Raw genomic sequence first — 26772 nt, 5'->3', positions numbered from 1 at the left:
ACCGCCACACGCTGATCCAAAGCGCAGCCGGCTTCAAGCGGAAAGGACCCGATCATGGATACGCAGACGCTGGACCACCGCATTGACACATTGCTTAACGATCCCCTGGTTTCCCTGATGATCCGGGCCGATAGTGTTGATCGCGCCATGCTGGCCTGCCAGATGCGCCGGCTCGGCCGCTCCGTTGATGAGCGGCAGGTCCGTGACGAAGCTAGCACGGGCGGCGCCCTGTGATCGGCTTCTTCACCCTCCGTCCGGTCTTCGCCTCCGCCGTCGCCATCATTATGGTGATGGCGGGCGCGATTTGCTATTTCCTGCTGCCGGTCTCGCAATTTCCCGACATCACGCCTCCCCAGGTCGTCGTTCAGGCGATGTATCCCGGCGCGAGCGCCCAGGTCGTGGCCGACACGGTGACGACGCCGCTCGAACAACAGATCAACGGCGTCGCGGGCATGGATTATATGTCGTCGACCAGTTCGAACGACGGCTCCTCGACCATTACCATCACCTTCAAGGTCGGCTATTCGCTCGCGATCGCCGCGGTCGATGTGCAGAACCGCGTCTCGCAGGCGTCCTCGTCGCTGCCGGCGATCGTCAACCAGGCCGGCGTGACGATCAAGAAGCAGAATCCGAACTTCGTTCTCATCGTCAACCTGACATCGCCCGATGGCTCGGTCGATCCGATCGCCTTGAGCAATTACGCTTCACTGCAAATCGTCGATCCGTTGAAGCGCCTGACCGGCGTGGGCGACGTCCAGATCTTCGGCGAACGCCGCTATTCGATGCGCATTTGGCTCGATCCGGATCGGCTCGCCAATCTCGGCGTCACGGCCGTCGACGTCCAGAGCGCCCTGGCCGAACAGAACGTGCAAGTCGCGGCGGGCAAGATCGGCCAGTCGCCCGCGCCCGCCGGCACGGCTTTCGAAATGCAGGTCAACGCCCTCGGCCGCCTTGGCAATACCGAACAATTCGGCGACATCGTCCTGCGCGCTGAACCTTCGGCGGGCAAGGTCGTGCGGCTGCGCGACGTCGCGCGCATCGAGCTTGGCGCCTTGCAATATTCCTCCACCGCCTTTTTCGGCGGGGAGCCGACCGTCGTGCTCGGCGTGTACCAGATGCCGGGCACCAACGCCCTCGACCTGCAAAAAAGCGTGCAGGACGAGATGCAGCAATTGTCGAAGCGTTTCCCGAAGGGGATCGCCTACGCCATGCATTACGATACGACGCGCTTTGTCGCGGCGGCCATGCATGACGTGCTGATCACTCTGGGCGAAGCGCTGGTCCTTGTCGTCGCGGTCGTCTTCGTCTTCCTGCAAAGCTGGCGCGCGACGCTCATCCCGACCATCGCCATTCCCGTCTCGTTGATCGCCACGCTCGTGGTGATGCAGATGCTGGGCTTCTCGCTGAACATGCTGAGCCTGCTCGGCATGGTTCTGGCCATCGGCCTCGTCGTGGACGACGCCATCGTGGTGGTGGAAAATGTCGAGCGTCAGCTCGAGGCCGGGCTCCCGCCCCTACAGGCCGTCCGCAAGGCCATGGCTGAGGTTACGGGACCGATCATCGCCACCACCGCCGTGCTGATGGCGGTCTTCATTCCGGTGGCGTTCATCCCCGGCGTCGCCGGGCGGCTTTATAACCAGTTCGCCCTCACCGTCGCGATTTCGGTCGGAATTTCCGCATTTAACTCGCTGACGCTGAGCCCGGCGCTGGCCGCTGTGTTCCTGAAGCACCGGCCGGCGGGCGAGTTCATCCTGTTCCGCTGGTTCAACGCCGGTTTCGAGCGCCTGCAAAACGCCTATGCCCAGCTGGTGCGCCGGCTGATCCGGTGGCGCTGGGCCATGCTCGCGCTTTTCGCGGCCTCGATCGCCGGAACCTTCGTGGTCTGGCGGACCATTCCGTCCACCTTCCTGCCGGTGGAGGATCAAGGCTATTTCTTCGTCGTGGTCCAGTTGCCCGACGGCGCCTCGCTGGAGCGCACCGACGCCGTGGCCCGGCAGGTCCGCGACATATTGCAGGCCACGCCCGGCGTCGAGATCGTCGGCGCGATCAGCGGCCTCAACTTCCTGACCAATGCGGCGCAAAGCAATTCGGCGGTCGAATTCGCCATTCTCAAGCCGTGGGATGAGCGCCCGCCCGAACAGAACGCATCGCGGCTCGTCGCCGAACTGCGGCCGAAACTGCTTTCGATTCCGGACGCCATCGCGCTGAGCTTCGATCCTCCATCGATTCCCGGTCTCGGCGCGACGGGCGGATTCGAATTCCAGGTCGAGGATCTGACGGGCCACGGCGCGCAGGCGCTGAACGATGTGACGCAAGCCCTTCTCGCGGAGGCGCGCAAGCAGCCCGAACTCAATCCGCAGCAGCTTTTCTCGGCCTTCAGCACGTCGACGCCGCAATATAATTACGACCTCGACCGCACCAAGGCGAAACTGCTGGGGCTGAACCTGCCTGACGTGTTCAACACCCTGCAAATTTATCTCGGCTCGCTCTATGTGAACGACATCAACCTGTTTGGCCGCACTTTCCGCGTGACCATGCAGGCCGACAAGGACGCTCGCGCCAATCCGACTGACATTTCTCGCTTCTATGTGCGTAACGCCGCCGGCGGCATGGTCCCGCTGTCCACGCTTGGCTCGCTGCAAAACATTGTCGGCCCGGAGACCGTGACCCATTACAACAATTACGGCTCGGCGCTCATCAATGGCGGCGCCGCGCCGGGCTACAGCTCCGGCCAAGCCGTCGCGGCGATGCAACGCGTGGCGGCGGCGGTTCTGCCGCGCGACTATTCCTATGAATGGACGGGCGTGACGCTGCAGGAACTGAAGGCCGGCTCGATGGCCTCGCTAATTTTCGGGCTGGCGATCGTCTTCGTGTTCCTGATTCTCGCCGCGCAATATGAAAGCTGGACCATGCCGTTCATCGTCCTGATGGCGGTGCCTCTGGCGCTGCTCGGCGCGGTGCTGGCGATCTGGACGCGACAATTGCAGATCGACGTCTATTCGCAGATCGGCTTCGTCATGCTGATCGGCCTCGCGGCGAAGAACGCCATTCTGATCGTCGAATTCGCGCGGCGGCGCCGCGAGGAGGGTCTCGAAATCATCGATGCGGCGATGGAGGCGGGACGGCTGCGCCTGCGTCCGATCCTGATGACCGCCTTCGCCTTCATCCTCGGCGTCACGCCGCTGATGGTCGCGACGGGCGCGGGCGCGGCGAGCCGGCAGTCGATCGGCACGACGGTCTTCGGCGGCATGCTGGCGGCAACGATCCTGACGCTGCTCTTCGTGCCGGTCTTTTACTACATGATCGAGCGCCTGCGCGAGCGCGGCGCCCAAAGCTCCGCCCAAGAAGGCGAACAACACCAGGGCGAACATCATCCCCGGCCCAGCGCCGCAGAATAATCTGGAGGTCAACGTGAAGGCTCAAAAGCTCATTCCGGGCGCATTGGCGCTCATCGCGGCCGGCGCCGGTCTTTCGGTCCTGGTCATTCATCCGGGCGGAAAACTGGGCGAGGGCGAAGCCCATGCGGCGGCGCCCATGCCGGCTATGCCCGTCCCGGTTTCGCCGGTCGTGAGAAAGGCGATTCCAGTCACGCTCGATTATTCGGCGCGCACGGAGTCCCTCCAGAACGTCACCTTGCAGACCAGGGTCGCGGGCTATCTGATGCAGCAGGTCGCCGCCGACGGCGCCGATGTGAAAGCGGGAGACCTGCTCTACAAGATCGACCCGCGCGACTATCAGGCGGCGCTCGATCAGGCGCAGGCGCAAGCCCAGCGCGAGAGCGCGGCGCTTGATTACGCGCGCGCCAATCTCGATCGCGGCGGCAAGCTGGCGCAAACCGGCTTCCTGGCCAAGGATTCGCTCGATCAGCGCCAGAGCTCGCTCCAGCAAGCCACGGCAGCGCTCTCCGCGAGCAAGGCCGCTGTCCGGGCCGCGCAGCTCAATCTGGAATATACCGAAATCCGCGCGCCCTTTTCGGGTCGCATCGGCCGCAATCAGGCGGCCATCGGCACGATGGTCAGCGTTGGCGGCACGGTGCTCAACACCCTGGTGCAGCTCGATCCCATTTACGTGACATTCAATCCGAGCGAGACCGATCTCGTCGCCATTGAAGAGGCGCGCAAGGCGGGGCCAGTCAAGGCGGAGATCTTCGTTGCGGGCCAGGCGCAATCGAGCCATCCGGGCAAGCTGAGCTTCCTGAACAATATCGTCGATCAGTCAACGGGCACGATCACCGCCAGGGCCATGATCGACAATCACGACTTCTCGCTGCTTCCGGGCCAATATGTCCGCATCAGGCTGTATTTGCGCGACGATCCTGACGCGCTGATGGTTCCGCAAGCTGCGCTCGGATCGAGCCAGCTTGGCAAATTTCTCTATGTCGTCAGCAAGGACAATACCGTCGAACAGCGGATCGTTTCGCTCGGCGCGGCTCATGAGGGCCTCGTGTCGATCGAAAAGGGCGTCGTCGAGGGCGATCAGGTCATTGTCGGCAATCTGCAGAAGATCGGCCCCGGGATGCCGGTCAAGCCCCTGCCCCATTCGTAAAGGCGCGGCGGCGAATTTCGTCTGTTCATCCGAAAGGAAACGCCCGCCACAGCAATGTGGCGGGCGTTCTTGATACGAAATTTGCGCTGTCTTATTCAGCCGCTTCGGCGGCCACCGGCATCAGATTGGCGACAAGGGCGTCATAGACATTGCGCGGCAGACGGAAAAAGCCGCGAGCGCCGGCAAAGGTCTGATAATAAGCGCCCGCCTCATTGAGGAGCAGAGTGCGCCATTCCTGTGCGGTCAGTTGAGGAGGGCATTTATCGATCGTCATGACTTGCCCGCCTGCCAAATGACGAACGTGAATCAGAACTTCATCGCCAACCTTGTTATTACGATCATCAGACTGCACAATCTTCAACATGGAGTATCTCTCGCTCAATTAGGGTTCGTGCTGATGAATCCTCTTTCACATCTACGGGCCAAACATGAATCATTGATATTATTGTTTTTTTATTTGATCATCCACGTTCTTGAGTCCATCAACTCGCTCTAGTTTGAACGGATCTCTGACCCTGTAATTGATTTATATCAATTCGGATTGGCGCAAGGATCGCGGCAGGCAGGCTCCCTTTTGGGTCAACAATGCCGCCGACCGCTTCCACTGGGGCGCGGCGATGACGATCTGAAGGTTGAGCCACTGGAGGACGGCGTCGACGACGAGGGAGGCTAAGACCTCGAATATGATCTGGCGCTTATGGAATCGTCAGGATTTGGTCGGGATAAATTCGGTTCGGATCCCGGATTTTCCCCGAATTGGCCTGATAGATTGTCGGATAGAGCGCTCCCCGCCCGAGACGGTCGCGACTGAGGCGCCAAAGCGTATCGCCTCGCGTGATTGTCGCTTGCCCGCGTGGCGCGGCCGCCGCTTCTGCCGCGCGCGGTTCAGTCTTGACGGCGGCTGCGCCCGAAGGCGGCAAGCCAGGGGCGTTCGAGACCTTGACTTGCGGCGCGACCGAAAACGCCTGCATGGCGCGTTCCTGAATATCGGCTTTATTGGAGGAGGTTGAGCCACGCAGCGACAACCGATGCGCGCCGGCGCCGAGACGCGGCGGCAGGAGGACGAATTCGCCGGTCGCCGGGTCGGCCTGCGTCTCCAGCAAAATTTCGCCGGCATCAAGCAGAGCGACCTTCGCGCCAGGCGCAGCTGCACCAGCCACCACAACATCCCCATTCGGCGCAATCTGGAAGATGTCGATACGAAGCGCCGGCAATTTTTCTGCTGGCGCGCTGGTTCCCGCGCCAGGCACAGACGGGGGCGTTGGCGGCCGATCCGAAACTGGCTGGCTCGCCAAACTTTCAGTCCGTTGCGGGGGCGCGACCGAAATGGAGTGCGGCGTCCGGGCAAACCACCACCCGGCCAGGACCGCGGCGCAAATCAATGCGCCTCCCGATGTGGTCACGGGTCCCCACATGCCCGATTTGCCAATCATCCCATCCCCCGGGGAAGCTCTGCCGTATTTAATAACCGTAGGATGGCGAGTCTTGTTCCCGAAAATCAACGCAATTTCGTGAAATGCGGAACGAAATCGCTACAATTGCATTTATGGCGCTTCTTCGGGCTCAGGCGGCGCAGCGCGCCAGCTTCGATCAGCCTGATCAACGCGCGCCGAGCCAGCTCTCCTTGAACCTGCGCTCTTGCAACGCCGCTTCTGAAGGATCAAGCTTATCGGCGTTCGGTCGGTAGCCCGGGTAGGTCGCCATGCCGTTTTCTCCGCGAGACATTTGCCTTTCGCTCTTGCCGATGGCGACCTTGGCTATGGCGGCGATCGCATCGCCGGGCCATTGTCAGGTGAGCGTCGCCAAGAGTTTCGGCAGCGGCGCCGACCAGGGGAGCGTCGGCTTGTCCGCCGATGCCGGCGATGACGCCGAACTGGAAGGGCCGCAGGCGATTTATGCCGGCGACAGCGGGGAGATCTACCTTCTCGACCAGTTGAACGGCCGGGTGCTGAAATTCGACCCGGCCCGACCGGAAGACAAGCCGCAGTCTCTGGAGCTTCCCGAAGGCGTTGCGCCGACGGATCTCATCGTGTCCGACGGCGATATTCATGTCTGGGACGGGAAGGTCGTCACCTTGCAGGCGACGGGCCGCGAGGATGCGCCTGTTCGAGGGCTGTCGATCACCCGCTCCGCCGAACCGCCGGATGAAGCGATCACATCCACCTTCGCGCAAATGGGCTCGACGGATCTGGCCGACGCGCCCGACCCCACGTCGGGCGCGCCGCGCAGCCTGCAATCGACCGATCGCAACAAGCAGGTCATCGCCTCACATGGACGCGGCCCCGTCGTCGCCAGTTTCTCGGCGCTGGGCGGCGATTCCGGCGTGAGGATCGAAGTCGCTCCGCGCAAGGCGGCCGAGTCTCTGGGACGGTTGGAGCTTCAAGTGCGCGACCGTCTCGGCGCGGTTGAATTGCTCGACATAGACCGACAGGGACGGTTTTTCGTCTTTGCGGAAAATATTCCGGCCGTTGGATCGGATGCGCCGAATGTTTTCGTCGCACGATTTTCGCCCACCGGCCGGATCGAGGGCGTCTATGAATTGCCGCTGACGCAAAATGTCGGCCTGTCCCGCCGTTTCGTGGCGATCTCGCCGGACGGCGACGTCTATTTTCTCCGCAACAGAAAAGGCGCGAGCGACGTGCTCGGCGTCGGGTTTCGGCAGATTTCCAAAGGCAAGATCATCGATCTGGGCGGCGGAGGAAGCGCCGGCTTCGACCTTACCGACGTTCCGAAGCTCAAGGCGGCCCATGCGGGCGTCAGGCCGCTGTCGCGCGAGCAGGTTATTCAGACCGGCATGGAGTTCGCCAATGTGCGCTGGCGCGTCAATCCATCCTCTTATGGGAACGACCCCGATACGTCCTGTTCCGGCTTCAATCGCATCCGCCGCCCGGGCTATTTGCATGGGAAGGTCAATCAGCAGGTCGTCGGCGTGCCCTATTGCTGGGGGTGCCACGGCAGCCTGGCCAGTTTCGCGTCGTCGATCGGGCGAGGGAAGCTGGCCGGAAACGTCTGCACGCGCAACGATCCGCGCCCCGACGTCGCGGGCGTGGATTGTTCGGCCTTCGTCAGCGCGGCCTGGGGGCTATCGACGCATTTCACCACCATCGCCATTCCGGCGATCACCCGGCAATTGCCCAGCGGCTGGGACATGCTGCCCGGCGATGCGCTGAACAAGCCGGGCTCGCATGTCATGCTGTTCGTGCGCTTCACGCCCGACAAGAAGGCTGAGGTGCTGGAATCATCGACCGGCGGCTGCAATGGCAAGGTCTGCCGCAATGTCTATCCATTGGGGTCGCTTCTCGCCCGCGGCTATGCGCCGGTGCGCTATCGCGGGCTGATGGCCGATACATCCGCTGCGACCGACGCCTCGAAACTCGACGCCATGACGCCACAGGGCAAGACAAAGGGACGGTAAATGACGAATTCGTGATCGCGAATAGTGGCGCAGGGGCTTCAAGCCGCGCTAACAACATCGTTTTTCATTGTGTTTTCGCTCGGTTTGATTATCATTTTGCTTGTACTCGGACTTACTTTTCAATGAGGGAATGATATGCTCAGACCTCATTTAATGCGTAGTTTCATTTGCGTCATTTGCCTGTTTTTTCCGGGTTTTCTTGCGCTCGCGCAAGAACAGCAGCACAAGCGCGAACACGCTCCTCCGAACGCCAAAGTATTCTTCACCGGCATTGCCGACGGAGCGACAGTTCCGTCGCATTTCACAGTTCATTTTGGCGCGGAAAACATCGAGATTTCACCCGCTGGAACAGACAAGCCCAACTCCGGCCACCACCATGTGCTGATCGACAGCCCCCTGCCGTCGCTGGACGCGCCGATCCCGAGCGATCCGAACCACCTGCATTTCGGCCGGGGGCAATCGGAAGGCGAAATCATCCTTCCAGCCGGCGATCATACCTTGCAGCTCCTGCTCGGCGATGGGGCCCATTTCCCGCATGATCCGCCCGTGGCGTCGGAAGTTCTGCATGTGCATGTCGACGCCGCCTCCGTCGAGAAAGCGCGCACGCCCTCGCCGCCCAACGCCAGCGTCTTTTTCGTCGGGCTCGAAGATGGCGCGAAAATTCCGACCAAATCCGTCGTGAAATTCGGCATCGCCGGCATCGGCTTGGCGCCGGCGGGAACGGATGCGCCGGGAACCGGCCACCATCATCTCATCATCGATGCGCCGCTGCCGCCGCTCGATCGCGAGATCCCGAGCGATCTTAATTACATGCATTTTGGCCGTGCGCAGACTGAAACGACGCTGACCCTCGCGCCTGGGCCCCATACGCTGCAATTGCTGCTGGGCGACTACCAGCATGTGCCTCATGACCCGCCGGTCATGTCCAAGGTCATTCACGTCATTGCCGCCGACGAAGGCCATGCCGCGGGCGCATCGCCAACGGACGCAGGGCGGACGCCCTCGCCCCCGGACGCCGCCGTCTATTTCATCTATCCGAGGAATGGCGAAACAATTTACCCGTCATCGACCATCCGTTTCGGATTGCGCAACATGGGCGTTGCGCCCGCGGGCGTGAACAAGGCGAACACCGGCCATCATCACCTTTTGATTGACGCGCCGCCGCCTGCGCTCGACCAGGCGATCCCCAGCGACCTCAATCATTTGCACTTCGGGGCCGGCCAAACCGAGAAGAAGATCACACTGAAGCCAGGCAAACATGCGCTCCAACTGGTCCTCGGCGACTATCGGCATGTCCCGCATGACCCGCCGGTCGTGTCGGAACGGATCGAAGTGATTGTCATGGGGCCAAAGCACAAAAAATATCGGCGGAGATAATTTCTGGCCGCCGCCCCGGTTCAGGAGCCAATTTCATGAACTTGCCAAGAATTGCAGCAGTCGCGATGGGCGTCGCAGCTTTTTACGCCTGCCCGGCCCTGAACGCCGTCGCGGAAACGCCGTCCCCACCGGGAGCGATCGCCTATTTCCATTATCCGCTCGACGGCATTCATGTGCCGCAGCGTTTCACCGTCCGCATCGGCCTGAAGGAAATGGGCGTAGCGCCAGCGGGCGTCGACAAGCCCAACACGGGACATCATCATCTGCTGGTCGATACGGATATGGTCGACCTCACCAAGCCCATTCCATCGGATTACAATCACATTCACCTTGGCAATGGACAAACGGAAGTTGTGTTGACGTTGCCTCCGGGGCCACACACACTGCAACTGCTGTTGGCGGATCAAAATCACATCCCGCATAAGCCGCCCGTCATGTCGAAGAAGATCACAATCTATGTGCGTTAGTTCGTCGGCGTTCATCAGGAACGTCATCATGGCGCTCCTTGCTTACATCGTGATTTCCACCGCTCTTGCGTCGCCGTCTTGCGCAGCCGCGCCGCTTTCCGTCGCGGCTGGCAAGGCCCTGCGCTCCGCCATTTTATTGGCGCAGGCAAAGCCGGAAGATTCTCTGGAGGTTCGTTTCTGGAAAAACATCAAGGGCAGCGAATCCCCCGATGATTTCCGGATCTATCTCGACGCCTATCCCGACGGTCTCTTTGCGGCGCAAGCCCGGGCCCGTCTGCAGGAGCTCCAGAAGAAGGGCCGTCGCCCGCCGGCTCAGACTCCCCCCGCCAAACAGGAGCCGGAAGCCGCCGCGCAGCAAGCCGACAAGTCCTCCCCCTCCGCCACCGTCAGCGACTGCCCGCAATGCCCGCCGCTCGTGCTCGTCCCGCCCGGCGTCTTCAATATGGGATCGACGGAGATGTTCCCCTTCGAGGGCCCGGTCCATCAGGTGACGATTCGCAATGCGTTTTATATTGGTCAGCGCGAGGTCACCGTCGATGAATGGGGCGCGTGCGTCGCGGAGGGCGGCTGCGCCTATACGCCGCCGCGTCAGGGCGGGACGTCCGGTTCGCTTCCGGTGACCAATCTCGACTGGAGCGACGCCCAGAAATATGTCGCATGGCTGAAACAGAAAACGGGCAAGGCCTATCGCTTGCCGAGTGAAAGCGAATGGGAATATGCCGCGCGCGCGGGAACGCGAACGACCTATCCCTGGGGCGACAAAATGGAGCCGAACCGAGCCAATTGCTCCGGCTGCAACGACCCGAAGAACAATGGCGTCATTCCCACCGGCTCATTCCCCGCGAATGGCTTCAATCTTTACGACATGTCGGGAAACGCGGCCGAATGGGTCGAGGATTGCTGGAACGATTCCTATAAATCCGCGCCGACGGACGGTTCCGCCTGGACCAGGCCGCAATGCCAGGAGCGTGTGCTGCGCGGCGGCTCATTCAACAATGATCCGCGCTATCTGCGATCCGCATCGCGTTTCAAATATGATTTTGACGTGCGTTATTACACCAATGGATTTCGCGTGGTGCGCGAGAAATAGCATCGCCGCGACTGGCGATCCGGCCCGGTAACCTTCCCAACAAAGCTTGCGCCGCGCGAATTCATGGCGACTATGCCGCGATCGGCTTTGGTAGTATTCTGAAACGTTTCCAATTCACCAGAATTCGAGGCTGAAACGGGACATTTGGGGACATGAACGCGGGATTCAAAATCGCGCTGGCTGCCTGGAGCGTCCTGCTTTGGTCGCTTTTCAGCCTTTCGGCATTCGCCGACAAGCGCGTCGCGCTCGTTCTCGGCAATTCCGCCTATGCCCACGTCACCAAACTCTCCAACCCGGCCAATGACGCCCACGATCTCGCGGAGACGCTGCGCGGGCTGAATTTCGACGTCATTTCCGCGACCAACGCCGACATGCGCGCTCTGGACTCCGCGCTGGAGGAATTCGAGCGGAAGTCCCAGGGCGCGGATGTGGCGTTGTTCTTTTTCGCCGGCCACGGTCTGCAATTCAAGGGACAGAACTATCTTCTGCCGATCGACGCCAATCTCGAAGACGAAGTCAGTCTGAGATATAATACCTTGTCGATCGAGAAAGTGCGTGACGCGCTCGGCGCGGCAAGCGGCGTGAAGATCATGATCCTCGACGCCTGCCGCAACAATCCTCTGTCCGACAAACTGATCGTTCGCTCCGCCGGCTTGACCAGAGCCGTCGAGCTGACCCGGGGTCTGGCGCGGCTGGACCGCACCGAGGGAATGGTCGTCGCCTACGCCACCCAGGCCGATCAGGTCGCGCAGGATGGATCCGGCCGCAACAGTCCCTTCTCGTCAGCGCTCATTCGCCGCCTCAAGGAGCCAAACCTTGAAATCGCGACGCTCTTCCGCCGGGTCGCCCAAGACGTTTATGAACAGACCGGCGGCAAGCAAAGGCCGGAACTGTCGATCTCGCTGCTGCAGGATTTTTACCTCAACACGCGCGACGACGATGCGCGATTTTGGCGTCGCATCGGCGCCAATGCGAGCGAATCCGAGCTCCATGACTTCATTACGAAGTTTCCGTCATCGCCTTTTGTGAACGACGCTCAGAACCGTATCTATGTGCTCGAAGGCGTGCGGCGCGAACGCGAAGAGATGAACCGGCAGATCGCCGCTCTCGAAGCCGAGCGCCGGCGCTTCCAGGAAGTCGAAGCGAAAAGGCAGGCGGCAGAAAAGCGCGATCAGGAACAGGCCGAAATCGACCGCCTGGCGATAGCCCGGCAGGGACAGGAGCGCCTGGAAGCGGAACGGCGGCAGGCCGAGGCGCTCCAAGCCAAAAAGCGCGAACAGGAAGAGCTCGAAAAAGCGCGTCAGGCCGCGCAAATCCTCGAGAACGAGCGGAAAGAAGTCGAAAGACTGGCCGCCGAACAGCTGGTCAAGCAGCGTCTGGCCGCACTGAAGCTTGAGGAAGACAAAAAGGAAGCCGAGCGCCTCGCCGCCGAGGCGCAGGAGCGGAAGCGGATCGACGCCGAACGGCTCGCCACGGCCGAACGCGAACGCATTCGTCAGGAGGTGGAACGCCTGGCGGCCGAGAAACGCGAACAGGAGCGCCTTGCCGCCGAGAAGCGCGCGGCGGAAGCCTTGGCCGCCGAGCGCCTTTCCAGTCAAAAACCCGAAGCGGATAGCCTTGAAAAGGTTCGGACGAGGCTCGCCGCGCTCGAACAGGAAAAGCGGCAGCAGATCGAACAGGATGCGGCGCGGGAGAAGCAAGACGAAAACTGCGCCCGCGAGACAGCTGATTTCAATCGCCTTTCGGCCAGGAAGCAGAAGGATGGCCTCGAAAAACTCAAGGCGCAGGTTACCTGCCCCGGTCTCGCCCAATCGATCGACAAGATCCTGGCGGAGCTGGCGCCCACAGAGGCGAAGATCTGCGCCGACGAAGGCCAGACCCTGAACAAGATCGACAAGAACGACCTCGCGGCTCTGAAAGACTTCGCCTTGAAAGCGACCTGCGCATCCGCGCGCAAGAGCGCGGCCGAACAGGTCGTCAAGCTCCAGGCGACCGGCGGCGGATTGCGCCGGTAAGGGGGAGAGCTATTTGGGCGGCGGCCCCGCCACGCCGGGCTCGACAGGACGATTGGCGCGTCTTTCGATCAACAGCACCCTGAGCTCGGGCGCCGGAGTGTAATTGTCACTTCGCATTTCAAAGGACGTCGCCGAGGCCTTTTTCAGATTGTTCTGACAGAAGGAGACGATGCGCCGGTCCTTCGCCTTGTCGACAACAAGTTTGAAATGAGCAGCCGGCGCGGCGGCCGGATTCATTTGCAGCCAAATGCGCATTTCCGACACGCCGCCTGCATTCGCTTCGTCAGCGCCGGCCAATTTGTCGAGACCTCCCAAAAATCCGTCGTCGACGCAATAGGTCGCGCGTTTCGCCTTGACCTCGGCCTCAAGGCCTTTCTGCTCGCGCAGGGCCTTCCTGAGCGCTGTATCGGGACTCGCGCCAAGGCTGGTCAGATAGTTCAGATCGATCCTCGCCACGCCCATCGGCGGCACAACCGCCTTTCGCGTGGCGTTGGTCGTCACTGTCCAGGACGGGAAAAACAACGGCTGGCCATCGACGGACGCTCCGGACTCCACGATCAGACCCTGGCTGGAAAGCTTTTCGCGCAAAGCTTGCGGCGTAGCGGCAAGTTGGTTCTGGAAGGCGCCGACCGGCGCGAGCGCGATTTTGGACTGACGCAAAACAGCTGTCACATCCTTGCCGTCGAGCAGCGCCTTCTGGGTAAAGGAGAAACTCGCAAGCTTGCCGTCGATCTGGAGCGAAGCCCCAAGGAAATTGACCGGATCCGACCCCGGGATTGCGTATTGGGCGTCAGGATCGGAAAAGTCGAGATCGGGGAAATGAAACTCCAGCACCATTTCGAGCGGCGCGGCGCCCTTGTTGGCGACGGCGTAGCTGATGGCGACATTGGTCGGCGTAATGACGATATTTTCCGATTCCAGGGCGAATGACGCCCGGTCGGACAATTTCGAAAACGCGATGCCTCCCGTGGGCAATTCGATCAGCGATTCCGAGCCCGATGCGCCGGGCGCCGTCAGCAAGGCAAACGGCCCGGCAAGCAGGAGCAGTCCGGCCGCAGTCAAATACCGCATCGTCTCTCCCGCGCTTTCGACGACGGCCAAACATGTCGCAGCCTCACGAATTCGGGAAGCAAGCGGCACTACCGATCGCCGGAATTCGAGGCTATGATAGGCCCACGCGCAAAGCAATCAGATCGGATCTGATATGCCGCTTCAGGTCATCAACCAACTCGGCATGTGTTACTGCAGCATGGGAGCCATGCCGACGCCGATCCTTGGCACCAGCAATCAGACGGTTTTCTGCTCCAGCCAGCTCGCCGCGACCATCATGGATTTCGCGCCGATCGCCAATATCACGCCCTTCGGCGTATGCGCGACGCTCACCGCAGCCGCGCTGGGCGTCCCGACCCCATGCGTCCCGGCCACGATAGGGCCATGGTCGCCCGGATCGCCCACCAACACCATTCAGGGCTTTCCAAATTTGCGCGATTGCGACGTGCTGCCTTGTGCGGTCGGCGGCGTCATCATGATTCAATTCGCCGGGCAGGTCCAGGTTGACGTCGATTAGTTCGACGTCGATTAGCCAGAACTAGCGAATGACATAATAGCGGGCTTCGAAAGAGAATTTCGGATCCTGGAAGCCTGCGGTCTGATCGGCGGCGAGGATCTTGAGCCCATTGGCGGCGTCGCGGACAAATTCGGCCTCGCCGGTTTTGCCGGCGAGATCGGCAGGCACGTCGGGAAGGTCGACCAGTTCGAGCGGCGTCTCGCTGAAGATCGCCATCGCCAATCCGACGCCTCTCGGCGGCGAGGCGACAAATTCATAGGTTTTCGATCCTTGCGCGGGAATGTTGATCTGCCGCCCAGCGGGTATTTCGTTCGTTTCGGGACTGCGCCCGTCGGTCTTGGCCAGCGACAGAACATTGGGAAAGATCTGCGTCAATTTCCCATCCGCCGCGACATCGACAAGGATCACATAGCCCTTCTTTCTCGCGCCGACCCGAAAACTCAGACGAGTCCCGATGGACGTTGCCGCTCCGGGCAAGATCTCGAGCGTCAAGCCGGCGCTATTGGCCAGTCGCGGCTGTTCCGGCGGCGTAGGCACTGGCCCTTCCGGCGTCCCTTCATCGAGCGCCTTGGGCTCCGGCGCGATCACGCGGACGGCGCGCGTGAGGCCCTCCGACTGCTCCGCCGCGACCGACAGCGCCGGCGCCAGACCGAACCACAAGACGAGCAAGGATGAGCATTTCCACATGGCGCGGCTTCAGGGTGAGGTGAAGAGACCGACAAATCCAAGTCGAAGGCCTTGCGATTCGTCCCTTGAAAGAACATCGGCGAGTTTCTGCGGACTGATCCTGCGCGATGACTGGCGCAACAGGCGCTCGAGCTCGCTTAGCCGTTGATTGGCGGTGGCGGCCACGATCAGATCGGCGCCGAAAGGCTCCCGCACCTGTAACGCGACGGAATATTTCGGGTCTATGCGCTGGGGCGGATCCGATCCGAGCGGATAGAGCAGCTGCACATTTCCGTTGCCAGAAAGGTTGAACAACACCAGATAACGCCCTGTTAAATCACTAACTTCAATTTCAACATGCGTGCCCTTCGCATGCAGATTATCGCCCGGCAGCAGCCTGACGGTCTGCGCTCCGCTGGCGGCCCGCTGTTTCAGCCATTCGAGAACCATCGTGCGCTCGACAACGCCTGAAAGGTCCGAAATATCAATATTTCGCGCGATAACATCGGCCCCCGCAAGAACATCATGCGTGCGCGGGTCCCAGACCAGATCCGGATTGGCGTTTGGCGCGACGAGCGCGACCTGCCCCTGCTGCGCCACAGCGACCAGCGCGGCGTTCTGGCCGTCCAGCGAGGCCAGTCGGACCATGGCGCCGGGCGGCGCGCGGTTCGGACCGGGCCGCGTCGCGACCAGAGCGACCGCCGGCGGGCCGGACGCCGGGGCGGCGGCCGTGACCGGCGCGCCGGCGCCGGGCGATGGCGAAATGTCGTCCTGATCAGGATCCGCAGACGAAATCACAAGGCCTTCACCGGGAGACACCGCAGCCGCGAACGGGCGAACCGCAATGCCGCGCGTCAGTTCGGCCACCACATATTGACGGGGGTCCTGCTGGGCCGGGCGCTCCAGCACGACGACCTGACGCTGATTGCTGAGCTGATGCGCGACCTGACGCACATAGGCGAAGATCTCGTCTGCGGTGATCCTGCCGTCGCCATCGACATCGGCGGCGCCCTCGAGCGCGCGCGAAAAAGCATAGGAAAGCGCGCCGCGATAGCCGGCGCCCGCGATCTTCAACTCGGCGACGCGCGACTTCTTGTCGACGGCGGCAAGAAAGATCGAGTGGCGAAAATCATTCATGGACGCGAACGCGTCCTCGCGGTCGGCTACGCTGACAAGATGGTCCTTGATCGGCTCATATCTGACCGTTCGATAGACCATCTCGGCCCCGCGCGGATCGACCTCCCGCGCCAGTCCGCCACCCGAGCAGCTATCGGCGACAAAAACAACCCGGCCGCCAGCCGCTTCGATTTTCCTGATGTAATGATTAAATTCCGTCGCCAGAATTTTTTCCGACGCGCCATCGGGATCTTTTGGATCGAAGGATGGCAGCAGGAAGACCGCGTCCATTCCATCGGGTTCCGATCCCTTGATGCGCTCAGGCTCCTGCGCGCCATGACCGGCCAGAGTGATGAAGATCGTGTCGCCCGGACGGGTCGCCGTGGCGAGCGCCTCGAAAGCCGCGAGCGTGTTTGCACGGCTGGCCTGGTCATCCAGCAGGAGGCGAAGATCCTCGACGCCGATTCCACGCAAGGCCTTTTTCACATCGCGCGCGTCAGCGACCGCGCCACGCAGGGGCTGGACATGCTGGTAAGCGTCGACGCCGATAAGGAGCGCGCGCGTCGCGGCCCTGGCTTCGGCGTCCGCAAAAAGACAGGCGAGCGCCAGACAACAGACCATCGCCGATCCGCGTGCGCGCGTCGCCAGGCCTCCGGCGCTAAGGGCAAGATCAACGAGCGGCTTCATGGCCCGGTCCTGGTTTCATCCTGGTCGATCCGTCCATCTCTCGGCTCGCCGGTCGGGCGGGCTATTCGATCTGAAAATAAGCCATCGACGTCTTAACGCCGGTCAAACCTTCGAGTTCTGAGGCCGCCGATGCAAAGAAAGCCTTGGCCTCCATCGGCTCCTTGATGGCGAGCGATGTCAGCGGCGTCGGACTCGCGATTGCAAGGAGCAGCATCGGATGGGCACGCGCCGCCGCCGCCGCCTTTTGCAATCGCATCGCGAAAACGCGGTTGGCCCCCTCCCCGCGCATTCGCGACGTGACATTATAGACCCGTCCGTCATCATCGACGATGACAAGTTCGAGATGAGGCTGGTCGCTCGCGATATCGCCCGTCAGCACGTCGCCGCTCCGTATCGACGCCTTGCGCAACGAGAGCTTCGGCCCATCCATGGCGCTGCCGCCGCTGCGCGTCAGGAAATCAACCGCAGGGCATTGCGCGGGCGCGATCGCCCGGACAGCTATATCCGCCTCCACCCGCGTGACGGTCTTGAAGGCCTTGTCGAAGGCGACGAAGGCCTTGTCGTCGACGCCGACGCCATCGACCTGAGCGCCGGCGCCCGTCACCTTCACCGGCGCAAGAAAGGTGCAGTCGCCGGAAGGGTAATGCGCGATGAAGTCCCGGATCTCATCGGCCGACGCGGCCCCGGCAAATTGCTGTCCCGGCGGCGGCGGAGGTGACGTCGGCGCAGCGGCCTCGTCCTTTCTTTCCGTTTCCGGAACCGTCGCAGGAATGGGCTTTGGCGCTGGTCCGGTGCTGGCGAAATGGTAGACAAGACCGGCGGCCGCAATCGCGAGCAGCAGAGCGCCGCCACCGAGGAGGCGTCCCCTGTTCGGCCAAAGACTGTCGCCGCCGACGGCGATCGCCAGCTGAGGCGCCGATGACGATACGAGTTTGCCCGCCGCTTGCGCCGTGGGCGGCAGCTTGATCATGGTCCGCTCTTCGGCCGGCGCCTTGGCGCGGGGCGTCCAAGTCGCGACCTCGAGCATGGTCTGCGGACGAAGGGCTGGATCTGGACTGAGCATGCGCGCCAGCAGCGGCCGCATCTCTGGATAAACGCCGTGGAGATCGGGAACGGCGCGACGTTTCTCGATCACTTCGACCTGCGACCCGCCCATGTCGATGCGCTTGCCAAGACAGGCGTAAGCCAGGACGAGGCCAAAAGAATAAATGTCGGAACGGGCGGTGACCTCGCCATTGTATAGACCAAGCTGTTCGGGCGAGACGTAATTGAACTTGCCGGCGAAGCCGCTGCCGATGACCGTGGCCTCGCCCGGCTTGGTCGAGCGGGCAATGCCGAAATCAATGATCCGCGCGGATGAAAAATCGTGATTTTTCACGAGAATATTATCGGGCGCGATATCGCGATGAACAATTCCCGCCAGATGCGCCGCATGAAGCCCGGACGCGACCCGCGTCTTCAGAGCTAGAACATCGGCCAAGGCAAGGCGGCCGTCGCGCAGAATATCGGAAAGCGGCTCGCCCTCGACGAACTCCATCGCCAGATAGGGTCGCTGCAAGGTTGGATCGATCGAAAAGACGAAATAGCGCACGATCGCTTCGTGATGGATGCTGTGCAAGGCCGACGCTTCGCGGCGAAACAGAGCCAGGGCGGCTTCATCCTCGGCGAGCTCGGCGCGGATCAGCTTGATCGCGACCTTGTCGCCGGTCTGGATGGCGTGGCCGCTATAGATCTCGCCCATGCCGCCGGTCGCCAACGGCTCGTCGATCTCATAAATCCCATTGAGCTGCGTGCCCCTCGGTAGCGCCGAGGACGACCCGAATGCCATACTCACTCCGCCCTTGCCTGCGCGGCGCCCAATTGCGCGGACATTCTGCGCGTGCCGTCCGGATTATATTTCATGACAATGACCGTCACATTATCCTTGCCGCCGCGCGACAGGGCCAGATCGATTAATTCGTGGCAGGCCGATTCCGGGGGCCGCCGCCCCGCGATCTTCAGGATTTCCTCGTCTTCGACATGGGCCGTGAGGCCGTCGCTGCAAAGCACGAAAACGTCGCCGGATTGCAATGCGCCATCCTTCATTTCGGTCTCGGGCTTTTCGAATACGCCGATGGCGCGCGTCAGGACATTGCGATTGGGCCAGTTTTCGGCCTCGCCGGGCGCCAGCGCGCCGCGATCCATCAGTTCCTGGAATTCCGTGTGATCCCGCGAGATCTGTTCAAGGACGCCTCGTCGGACCAGATAGATGCGGCTATCGCCACACCAGATGCAGGCGAAATGCTCAGGGAAAGCCAGCAGGACCGCGACGGTGGTTCCGACGATCGCCCCGCCATTGCGCTGTGCGAAGCTTCGGATTTCGCCATTGGCGAGACTGATCTTTGCGTCGCAGGACTGCAACAGAGCCGAAGCGTTCGCCGGTCGCTCGACCTCGCTCAAGGCGCGCGTGACCGCCCTGCTGGCGAAGGCGCCCGCCATATGACCGCCCATGCCATCCGCCACCGCCCAAAGGCCGACGTCGGGACGCGCAATGAAATCATCCTCGTTCCTGTCGCGCACACGGCCGCGATGGGTGGCGCCGCCCGTTTCGAACATGGACGCAAGGTCAGAGTCCGGCTTCAACGCGCGGCGCTCCCTGCTGGAAACGACCCGTGAGCATCGCAGCGAAAAGATGAGGCGACGGCATGTTCAGGCAGGCGAGCGCGCAGGGCTCGTAACCCTCCCCGCCCGCCGTCCACCAGAATGTCGAGGAGGCGGCGGCGCGCGCCGCGTCCGCCTCGCGGCATGAGGCGAAACTGCGCTCGAAGGCCAAGTCGTCCAGGGCGTCGTCCACCGCGACCATGCTCGCGGCGCGGCCAAGCCGGACCAGCCGCTCTCGCGGGGCGTCCGTGGCCACGATCCTGGGCGGCGCAACATCTCTGAACGACCGAAGCAGCGCGTCGTGATCGCGGCTTTCCAGCGTGGACAGGAGGAATGTCTCGACCTCGTCGAACCAGAGCGGCTGCGCGTCCGCTTCCGGCGGCGCCAAACTCGCCTCCCCTTCGGCGAAGGCCGCATAGGTCAAAGGAAAATACCTGCCGACTCCATCCATCGACGGCATGATTGCGCCCATGGCCGTCGCGCCGCAAATATTCTCGCCAAGCCAGAACCGCCAGATCGGTGCGGTCAGGAAGGCTTCGTTCCAGCCGCGCGACAGGGCCTCCCGGCTCGCCGCGACGCCATTTTGCAGCCATTGCTCCCAGACGGACAGAAAGGCGCGCGGCGTCTCCACCGCAATGAAGTCGCGGCGCGTCTGCACTTTGCCAAAGAGGGCGCGGCTTAGCGGCATGTCATAATCCCGTCGGGCAGCGGAACTCCCGCAAAGCGGGCAAGGTGAAGGGATTGAGGTTCGTTCCGACCGCGAACTGATATTGCAGCTCCCGGCCGCCGACGATGAAGCTGGCGACCAGACGATCTCCCCGCTGGGCGGCGCCGCCGACATCCAGCAACCGGAACAGCGCCCAGGCGCCGGTCTTCTCCAGCACAGCGGGGGCCAGGCTCGCCGTTGGGGTCGCCGGCTGTCCCAAGGTCGGCGTTTGGGCGACTTGCGGCTCCGTGCTCAAGGTGACGGCGGCGCGTCCGCCGGCAGCCGCGCCGGGCCATTGAATGGCGCCCGGCAGGACCGAGGCGCCCGCCTGCGTCACGACGGCCGCGCCATTGACCTCGAACCGCGCCGAAACGCCGGCTCCGCTGAGCACGGGCGGGAAGACTTGCATGTTGATCGCTGGCATATTGCCGCCCGTGGCGAAGAAGGCGTCCCTGATTTGCGCCGCCCGCTGAAACTGGATCAAGGTCGTCGCCGAAAGCGCGTTGCTCAGGGCGCTGTCGGCGCGCCATTGCCAGTTTTTCTTCGAAACATCCGCATATTTCGCAAGGCGTTGCTGAAAGAAGCGGTCCGCGACGCCATTGGGGCCGAACATGCGGCCAAAATCCGCCAGTGCGATTTCGCTGCGCGCCGTCCGGTCGAACGGGTAGCGCCCGGTCACGATCTGCTGGCATACGCCCGTCACCTGATCGCTCAGGGCGCGATTGAGTTGCGAAAGCTCGGAATTGTTCACGTCCGCCTCGAAGGAGGCCGCCGCGCGCGTCATCATCGCGTCAAACGGCGCCGGCAGCCGGGCCGATTGCGCGCGCAAGGCCTGCACCTGCGCCTGCAGACTGGCGTTGGCCTGAGCGGCCTGGCTCGGCACGCTCGCCGAAACGACCAGATTGTCCTTGATCTCGTTGAGACGGCCGATCAGCTGATCGATCGGCCGCGCCGTCGCGCCGCCTTCAAGCCATTCATGATAGGGCCGGAATGTCGCTTCGATCTGCGAACCCGGCGCGCCGATTTGCGGTTGATTCAACAGCACGGCGCCCGGCGCGGGCTCGCCCTCCTTTTTCTTCAGGCCGGGGCGCTCGCGCGTCAGCGCGGTCTCGTCGCGGATCGATTCAAACAAGGCGCGCAAAGGCGAAGAGGGGCCAGCGAGAGTGGAAAGAGTCGCATAGCGCGGCTTGTCGGCGGTCAAGCGCCGAAGCTGAATCTTCGCCAGCGCGCCCTGCCAGCTTTTGATGAATTCCGCGGAATAGAGCTGATAAATGTCGACGCTCAAAGTGTCATATTGCGCGGCGACGGCCGATTGTTCGCCATCCTTGCCGAGAACCCATTTTTCCGCCCGAACCTGATCGGCGATGTTTCCCAGCGGCTGAAGGAGCGCTTTCTGAAATCCGACATAGGTGAAAAAGCCGGGCACGCGGATCGCGGAAAGATCGTCGCCATTTTTCGCCTCGAACACGGCTTCCGAGTCGAAGCCGGCGGCGGTCTTGACGTTCCAGTCGGGGATCTTGAGCGAGCGCGCGTCCGATTTGAGCAGCTGATAGGCGCGCTGGGCGATGCTCATGCGCGCCAGCAGGCGCTGGCTGTTTTCCAGCACCGAGCTTGAGAGATCGACCAGCGGCGGGCGGCCGTCATCGAGATCCAGCATGGCGCGAAGCTGCTCTTCCAGCGCCATGCGGCCCGAAGCCTGACCCGCGCCCGGATAGAGATTGTCCTCCCAATCCTGACGCATCCACGAAACGATGAATTCCTTGTCCGGCGTGTGAAGGCCGCCCAGCATCATGTAGACCTTCAACGCCTCATAGACGTAATCCGGGTCGTCGCGCCTGGCGTCGAGAGCTTCCTCAAGGCGATACAACAGCCGAGGCCGGTACAGGCGCTCCAGACCCATGCGATAGGCTTCGACGGCGCTCGACGACAGGCGCTCCCGCTGGCTCAACCCGAAGGTCTCGGCGGCTGGAATCGCGGCGTCCTTCTGCGCATATCCCGCCGGCATGAATCGCAATTTGCGCAGCAGCGGCTCGATTTTCTGGAAGTCGCGATCGGCCACCTGATCTTCGTTGCGCAGCCCCCCGGCCGCGACGCTATATTCCTTGTCCGTGTCGGCCAGCGATTGCGCCAGCGCCTTGTTGCGTGAATAGGATACCCACCACGCCGCGCAGGCCCCGAGGCCAAGACAGAGCGCGAGACCGATGATCGACGCTTTCAGCAGCAGGCGCCTGAATACGGCCCTGGCGTCGGTCGAGACCCAGGCGGCTTCGCCGACAATAACCTTCTGCAGCAGGTCGGTAAGAAAAAAGCTTTTCCCGAAGCCCGAGAGCATCGCGCCGCGCACTTCCTGCGCGCCGAAATTGCGGCTCAGGGCGACAATGAGCTGGTCGATGGGCGTGCCTTCCTGCGTGCCGGAGGCGAAGTAGAAACCGCGCAGGGTCGCATTGGCGTGGTAGCGGGTCGGCTCGAAGATCGCGGTCAGAAAATTATGGATCGGCTTCTTCAGCGTCGCCATCTGGGCCGGCAGTCCATAAAGCGCCACGCGCGGTCCCGGGGCCGGCTCTTCCTGCAGCCGGTCGAGCATTTTTTCATTCAACCGCGTGACCAGGAGATCGAATTCTTCCGGAACCTGACCAACGAAATTCCGAGTCTTGTCCTTGGTCTGGAAGGTCGCTCCCCAGACCTGTCGGCGTTCGCCCTCGTCGAGATTGGCGAAGAATTCGAGAAAGCCCGCGACCAGATCCGCCTTGGTGAAGAGGGCGTAGACCGGAAATGCCACTTTCAACTCGTCGTAAATTTCGACAAGACGGGTGCGTATGGCCCGCGCATGAGCCGCGATTTCCTCCTGCGGCAAGGTGAGAAGATCATGCAGGCTAATGGCGATGATGACGCCGTTGACCGGCTGCTTCGGCCGGCTTTTCTTCAACAGCTGAAGGAAGGACAGCCAGCTTTTTCGATCCGCTCGCGCGTCTGAATCCTGCGTCGTGTAACGGCCGGCCGTGTCGATCAGCACGGCGTCCTCGGTAAACCACCAATCGCAATAGCGCGTGCCGCCCGCTCCCGCCACCGCCTGAGGCGTCGCGCACTGCGCCAGCGGAAAGCGCAGGCCGGAATTGACGAGGGCCGTCGTCTTGCCGGCGCCGGGCGGGCCGATCATCACATACCAGGGCAGATCATAGAGAAAATCGACCTTGCCGCCGCTCGCGGCCCTAAGCGTCGCCAGCGCATCCTTCATACGCTCATGCAGCGCTTCGGAATCGTCAGGCGCTTCGTCTCCGGCGATGCCGGAGGCCAGCGCCTCGGCGCTCCTGCGGCGGCGCCAGAAGGTGAAGCCGCTCATCCCGGCGAAGGCCGCGACCAGCAGAACAATGACGATCTCGCGCGCCAGCGCGTTTTCCAGCGGCCTGAATTCGCCAAAGGCAATATAAGGACCGGCCAGCCAGACGAAAGCCGAAATCGAGCCCAATCCCGCGCCGTAAAGCAGGATCCGGAAGACATCGCCGCCGACCGCCGATTTGTTGAACATTTCTCCTCATTGCTCCTGCGGTTGAAAAGGCTCTAGTCGGTGCGCGTGACGAGAATATCGACCCTTCGATTCCTGGCGCGTCCCTCGGCGGTCGAATTGGAGGCGATCGGATCGTCGGCCCCCTTCCCTTCGACCATCAGGCGGTCAGGCTGCGTCAAGGCAGGCTGCAGCAAGGCGGCCACGGCTTTGGCGCGCTCGATCGACAATTGAAAATTGGACTGGAACCTGTTGGCGGCGTTCAGCGCGACATTGTCGGTATGTCCAACGACCCGGACCGGCCCGACCTCCTTCTCGACGACCTGGCCGATGCGGCTGGCCAAGGGCTGAAATTGCGGCAGGATCTTCGCGTCGCCCGATTTGAAGAGGATCAGGCTGCCGACGCGTATCGCGATCCATTTGCCAATCGGCTCGACCGTCACGGCTCCAGATTGAATCTCCGTCGCCATTGCGTTCTTGATCCGCTCCAGCTGGCCCAGTTGCGCCGGCGAAGCCTCGACCCGGGGCGGCGGCGATGGCAGGCGCCGCTGCAAGGCGATCTTGGTGTTGGGGTGCAGCGCATTGGTCTCCAGCGCCGTCGCTTCGGCGGTCTGCGTCAGCTGGGTTCGCAGGAAAATGAAGAAGCCGAACGTCAGAATCAGGATCAGCGCGACAAGCGCCCAGGTCGGCGCGCGAAATTTGCTGGTCGTCAGAGCGAGATTCTGGCCCTGCCAATGCGGAGACAAGGCGCTGGCGCCGCGCGGACGAATGCGGCGGAGCGTTTCATAGAGGCTGCGTTGACGATTCTGCACGGTCGCCGCACCCGCCGCGCTGGCGCGATACATGCCCTGAAAGCCGAGCGCGAGGCAGGCGTGCTGCAATTCGAGGACGTCGAAATTCTTGGCCGGGTCTGCCGACAGCCGATCGAGTTCGTCGAAGAAGCGAACGCCGCCAATCCTTTCGCCGAAGAACCGGCTCAGCATCGAATATTGCGTCCAGACATGGCGATCTTCGGTCGGAATATTCTGGACGATGTCGTCGGCCGTCGCGCAGATCAGATATTTCGCGACATTGACCGTTTCGGGCGCCACGCCCGCCGCGCGTATATCGATTTCGAAGAATTTCACGGCTTCCGCGACCTGCTCCATCAGGCTGGCGAAAGAGGCCCGCAGGGCGGCCACGCGCAGACGTCCGAGCAGCAGCAGCAAAGGCCCGGCCGAGCGCATGATCGGGTTCGGATTGGGCGCCGCCAGATCGTCGAAGCGCAAGCCCCGCGCCTGCGGCAAACCGGGCGACCCGGCGCCGCTTGAAGCGGCGGGCGGCCGCGCCGCGATCCAGTCGTCGCCCCCGCCCGCCGACGCGGGCGAGGACAAGGGCGGGGACGGATCGCCATAGGCGGGCGCGTTGGCGTAACTGAAAGGCGTCGCGGGCGGCGGGACCACAGGCGGCTCGGACCCGGCCGGCGGCCCGGAATTGGCCGGCGGCCCGGAATTGGCCGGCGGCCCCTTGGGGAGCCTGCGCCCCGGATTGGGCCGGAACACGGTGCGCTCATTGTCCTCTGGCCCGGGATCCTTCTTGTCGCTCATCTGGAGTCCTCCAGAACGGCCCAGAGTTCGAGCTCCAGTTCAGGCCAGTCTCCGGAAAAATGCATGCCGATCGAAGCGGCGGAGCTGAATTCCGGCCAGAGCGGCGATTGCCGATCGAGAAAGAAATAGACGTGATCGGTAATCGCGCGAATCTGCGGAGGCGGCGTGGGCAGATGCACCAGCGGCACGCCCGGCAAATGCGCGTGTACGATCTCGTTCATCTTGGTGTTCGGACCGATCTTGAACAGCTTCGGAAATTGCATCTGAATTTCCGTCAGGGGCCGCCGCGCCGCGACTTCGAGAACGAAACTGGCGTTGCGGAACAAGGCGCGGTCGCGGATCGGCGAAACGAAGGCGTTGTCAGCGCGCTCGATCAATTCGAGGCGAATGGCGCGCCGCCCGAGGCGTGCGCTGAGAAAATCCTGCAGGTCGCGCAAAACGGGCTCGAATGTCCCTTCGAGATCGTCGTGATCATAAGCCGGATAGCGGCGCGCCCGGCGATCCGTCGCGCCGAAGGTCGCAAGCTCGCCAGCGAGCGCGACAAGCGTCACGAACAGGCGCTCGGGATGGACATAGCCCGAAGAGCGCAAATGCCGCAGCACCGGGATCGTGCGGTTGAGCAGTTGAAGCACGAAATAGTCGACGCTCTGCAAACCGCCGCCCGAGGTCGGATCGGCAGCATAGCGCGACAATTCCTCCAGCTTGTGCTCCACCCAACCGGAGATCCGGTCGATCCAGCCGGAGACGACATTATGGGCGCTGCAGACAAGCACCGGCGGCGCATATTTTTCATCGAAAACCAGCGATTTGTCCTGGACTTCGAGAACGCGCGCGATGCCGAGATTGAAATAGCCGGGCTTGGGCGTGCGCCGCAATTCATAGGTCAGACGCGGATAGGCGATATCGAGCTCCTGCTCGACGCGCAGTTCTGACGTGGAATCGATGAAGGTTTCCGCGCCTTCGAGAAAGCGCGACGCGCTGTCGCTGACGCGGTGATCGACCTCTCGGGTATTGGGCGCCGGCGCGGGAATGCAGAGCCAGACGATCTGATTGGCGGCATCGTCGGGGATGTCGATCGGCAGCGGCGCCGGGCTGTCGCCGGGAAAATTAAAAGGCGTTCCATCCGGCATGATCCCGGCCGCGCGACGCACCGCGAACTTGCTTTGCTGCGCGACATCCCTGTCGATCTCGAGTTCGGAAAAGCCCCAGGGGTAGGGAGAGATATGACGCGTGCGGCTATCGACGCGCCGCTCGTGATAGCGATCGCTCTGCTGAAAATGATGCGGACGAAGGAACAACCCTTCCCGCCAGATGACCTTGCTGTACCAGGACATCATTCCCCCTAGCGCCCGCCGCCGAAAAGCGACGCGATGTGCCGACGGGAAAGCGCGCC

Annotated in this window: 20 protein-coding genes; 9 read left to right on the top strand and 11 right to left on the bottom strand. The window is 62.5% G+C overall.

The window, feature by feature from the left end:
* Window positions 1–54 precede the first annotated feature (54 nt).
* The 3 genes from QZ409_RS06210 to QZ409_RS06200 all read left to right on the top strand — a co-directional run bounded on the left by QZ409_RS06210 (window position 55) and on the right by QZ409_RS06200 (window position 4545).
* The gene (locus QZ409_RS06210) at window positions 55–234 is read left to right on the top strand and encodes a hypothetical protein (protein ID WP_296707984.1); all 180 of its coding nucleotides are present in this window, start codon (window positions 55–57) and stop codon (window positions 232–234) included.
* Window positions 231–3398, top strand: a complete 3168-nt coding sequence (locus QZ409_RS06205) for a multidrug efflux RND transporter permease subunit (RefSeq protein WP_296707978.1) — start codon at window positions 231–233, stop codon at window positions 3396–3398. Before QZ409_RS06210 ends, QZ409_RS06205 begins: the two co-directional genes overlap by 4 nt.
* A gap of 85 nt (window positions 3399–3483) precedes the next feature.
* Window positions 3484–4545 (top strand): efflux RND transporter periplasmic adaptor subunit, encoded by a 1062-nt coding sequence (locus QZ409_RS06200; RefSeq protein ID WP_296708455.1) that lies wholly within the window; start codon window positions 3484–3486, stop codon window positions 4543–4545.
* A gap of 91 nt (window positions 4546–4636) precedes the next feature.
* Here QZ409_RS06200 and QZ409_RS06195 read toward each other — a convergent pair whose 3' ends face one another.
* Window positions 4637–4909 (bottom strand): hypothetical protein, encoded by a 273-nt coding sequence (locus QZ409_RS06195; RefSeq protein ID WP_296707975.1) that lies wholly within the window; start codon window positions 4907–4909, stop codon window positions 4637–4639.
* Window positions 4910–5240: 331 nt separating this feature from the next.
* A complete protein-coding gene (locus QZ409_RS06190) occupies window positions 5241–5705 on the bottom strand; it encodes a LysM peptidoglycan-binding domain-containing protein (RefSeq protein WP_296707973.1) in 465 nt (154 codons plus the stop codon).
* Between the two features lie 599 nt (window positions 5706–6304).
* On the opposite strand from QZ409_RS06190, the gene QZ409_RS06185 reads away from it, so the two are divergent.
* The 5 genes from QZ409_RS06185 (at window position 6305) to QZ409_RS06165 (ending at window position 12909) form a co-directional block, all read left to right on the top strand.
* On the top strand, window positions 6305–7960 hold the full coding sequence (locus tag QZ409_RS06185; protein WP_296707970.1) for a hypothetical protein: 1656 nt from the start codon (window positions 6305–6307) through the stop codon (window positions 7958–7960).
* A 153-nt stretch (window positions 7961–8113) separates the two neighbouring features.
* Window positions 8114–9337, top strand: a complete 1224-nt coding sequence (locus tag QZ409_RS06180) for a DUF4399 domain-containing protein (RefSeq protein WP_296707967.1) — start codon at window positions 8114–8116, stop codon at window positions 9335–9337.
* A gap of 35 nt (window positions 9338–9372) precedes the next feature.
* Window positions 9373–9804 (top strand): DUF4399 domain-containing protein, encoded by a 432-nt coding sequence (locus tag QZ409_RS06175; protein ID WP_296707965.1) that lies wholly within the window; start codon window positions 9373–9375, stop codon window positions 9802–9804.
* Between the two features lie 28 nt (window positions 9805–9832).
* The gene (locus QZ409_RS06170; RefSeq protein ID WP_296707962.1) at window positions 9833–10894 is read left to right on the top strand and encodes a formylglycine-generating enzyme family protein; all 1062 of its coding nucleotides are present in this window, start codon (window positions 9833–9835) and stop codon (window positions 10892–10894) included.
* A 152-nt stretch (window positions 10895–11046) separates the two neighbouring features.
* Window positions 11047–12909 carry a caspase family protein gene (locus QZ409_RS06165; RefSeq protein ID WP_296707960.1) on the top strand — a complete coding sequence of 621 codons (1863 nt, stop codon included), beginning with the start codon at window positions 11047–11049 and terminating at the stop codon, window positions 12907–12909.
* Between the two features lie 9 nt (window positions 12910–12918).
* Here the strand turns inward: QZ409_RS06165 and QZ409_RS06160 are convergent, their stop codons facing one another.
* Window positions 12919–13980: a DUF4424 family protein gene (locus tag QZ409_RS06160; protein ID WP_296707956.1), complete on the bottom strand. Its 1062-nt coding sequence runs from the start codon at window positions 13978–13980 to the stop codon at window positions 12919–12921.
* A 133-nt stretch (window positions 13981–14113) separates the two neighbouring features.
* On the opposite strand from QZ409_RS06160, the gene QZ409_RS06155 reads away from it, so the two are divergent.
* Window positions 14114–14476, top strand: a complete 363-nt coding sequence (locus QZ409_RS06155; protein ID WP_296707955.1) for a DUF4280 domain-containing protein — start codon at window positions 14114–14116, stop codon at window positions 14474–14476.
* Between the two features lie 21 nt (window positions 14477–14497).
* Here the strand turns inward: QZ409_RS06155 and QZ409_RS06150 are convergent, their stop codons facing one another.
* The 8 genes from QZ409_RS06150 to tssK form a co-directional block, all read right to left on the bottom strand.
* Window positions 14498–15163 carry a DUF4384 domain-containing protein gene (locus QZ409_RS06150; RefSeq protein ID WP_296707952.1) on the bottom strand — a complete coding sequence of 222 codons (666 nt, stop codon included), beginning with the start codon at window positions 15161–15163 and terminating at the stop codon, window positions 14498–14500.
* Between the two features lie 9 nt (window positions 15164–15172).
* Window positions 15173–16945 carry a caspase family protein gene (locus QZ409_RS06145; RefSeq protein WP_296707949.1) on the bottom strand — a complete coding sequence of 591 codons (1773 nt, stop codon included), beginning with the start codon at window positions 16943–16945 and terminating at the stop codon, window positions 15173–15175.
* Between the two features lie 61 nt (window positions 16946–17006).
* The gene (locus QZ409_RS06140) at window positions 17007–18773 is read right to left on the bottom strand and encodes a serine/threonine-protein kinase (RefSeq protein ID WP_296708454.1); all 1767 of its coding nucleotides are present in this window, start codon (window positions 18771–18773) and stop codon (window positions 17007–17009) included.
* Window positions 18774–18775: 2 nt separating this feature from the next.
* A complete protein-coding gene (locus tag QZ409_RS06135; RefSeq protein WP_296707946.1) occupies window positions 18776–19567 on the bottom strand; it encodes a protein phosphatase 2C domain-containing protein in 792 nt (263 codons plus the stop codon).
* Complete coding sequence (gene tagF / locus QZ409_RS06130; RefSeq protein WP_296707941.1) at window positions 19551–20273, bottom strand: type VI secretion system-associated protein TagF; 723 nt, start codon at window positions 20271–20273, stop codon at window positions 19551–19553. Before tagF ends, QZ409_RS06135 begins: the two co-directional genes overlap by 17 nt.
* Window position 20274: 1 nt before the next feature.
* The gene (tssM, locus tag QZ409_RS06125; protein ID WP_296707937.1) at window positions 20275–23817 is read right to left on the bottom strand and encodes a type VI secretion system membrane subunit TssM; all 3543 of its coding nucleotides are present in this window, start codon (window positions 23815–23817) and stop codon (window positions 20275–20277) included.
* 32 nt (window positions 23818–23849) lie between these two features.
* Entirely contained in the window at window positions 23850–25379 is a 1530-nt protein-coding gene (gene tssL / locus QZ409_RS06120; RefSeq protein WP_296707933.1) for a type VI secretion system protein TssL, long form, read from the bottom strand.
* Window positions 25376–26713: a type VI secretion system baseplate subunit TssK gene (tssK, locus tag QZ409_RS06115; protein ID WP_296707928.1), complete on the bottom strand. Its 1338-nt coding sequence runs from the start codon at window positions 26711–26713 to the stop codon at window positions 25376–25378. The genes tssL and tssK overlap by 4 nt, the downstream gene beginning before the upstream one ends.
* Window positions 26714–26772 lie beyond the last annotated feature (59 nt).

The sequence above is a fragment of the Rhodoblastus sp. genome, assembly GCF_019449565.1.
Lineage (GTDB): Bacteria > Pseudomonadota > Alphaproteobacteria > Rhizobiales > Beijerinckiaceae > Rhodoblastus.
Note: the sequence above shows the minus strand (reverse complement) of the source record. Positions and strands in the feature narration are given on the sequence as shown.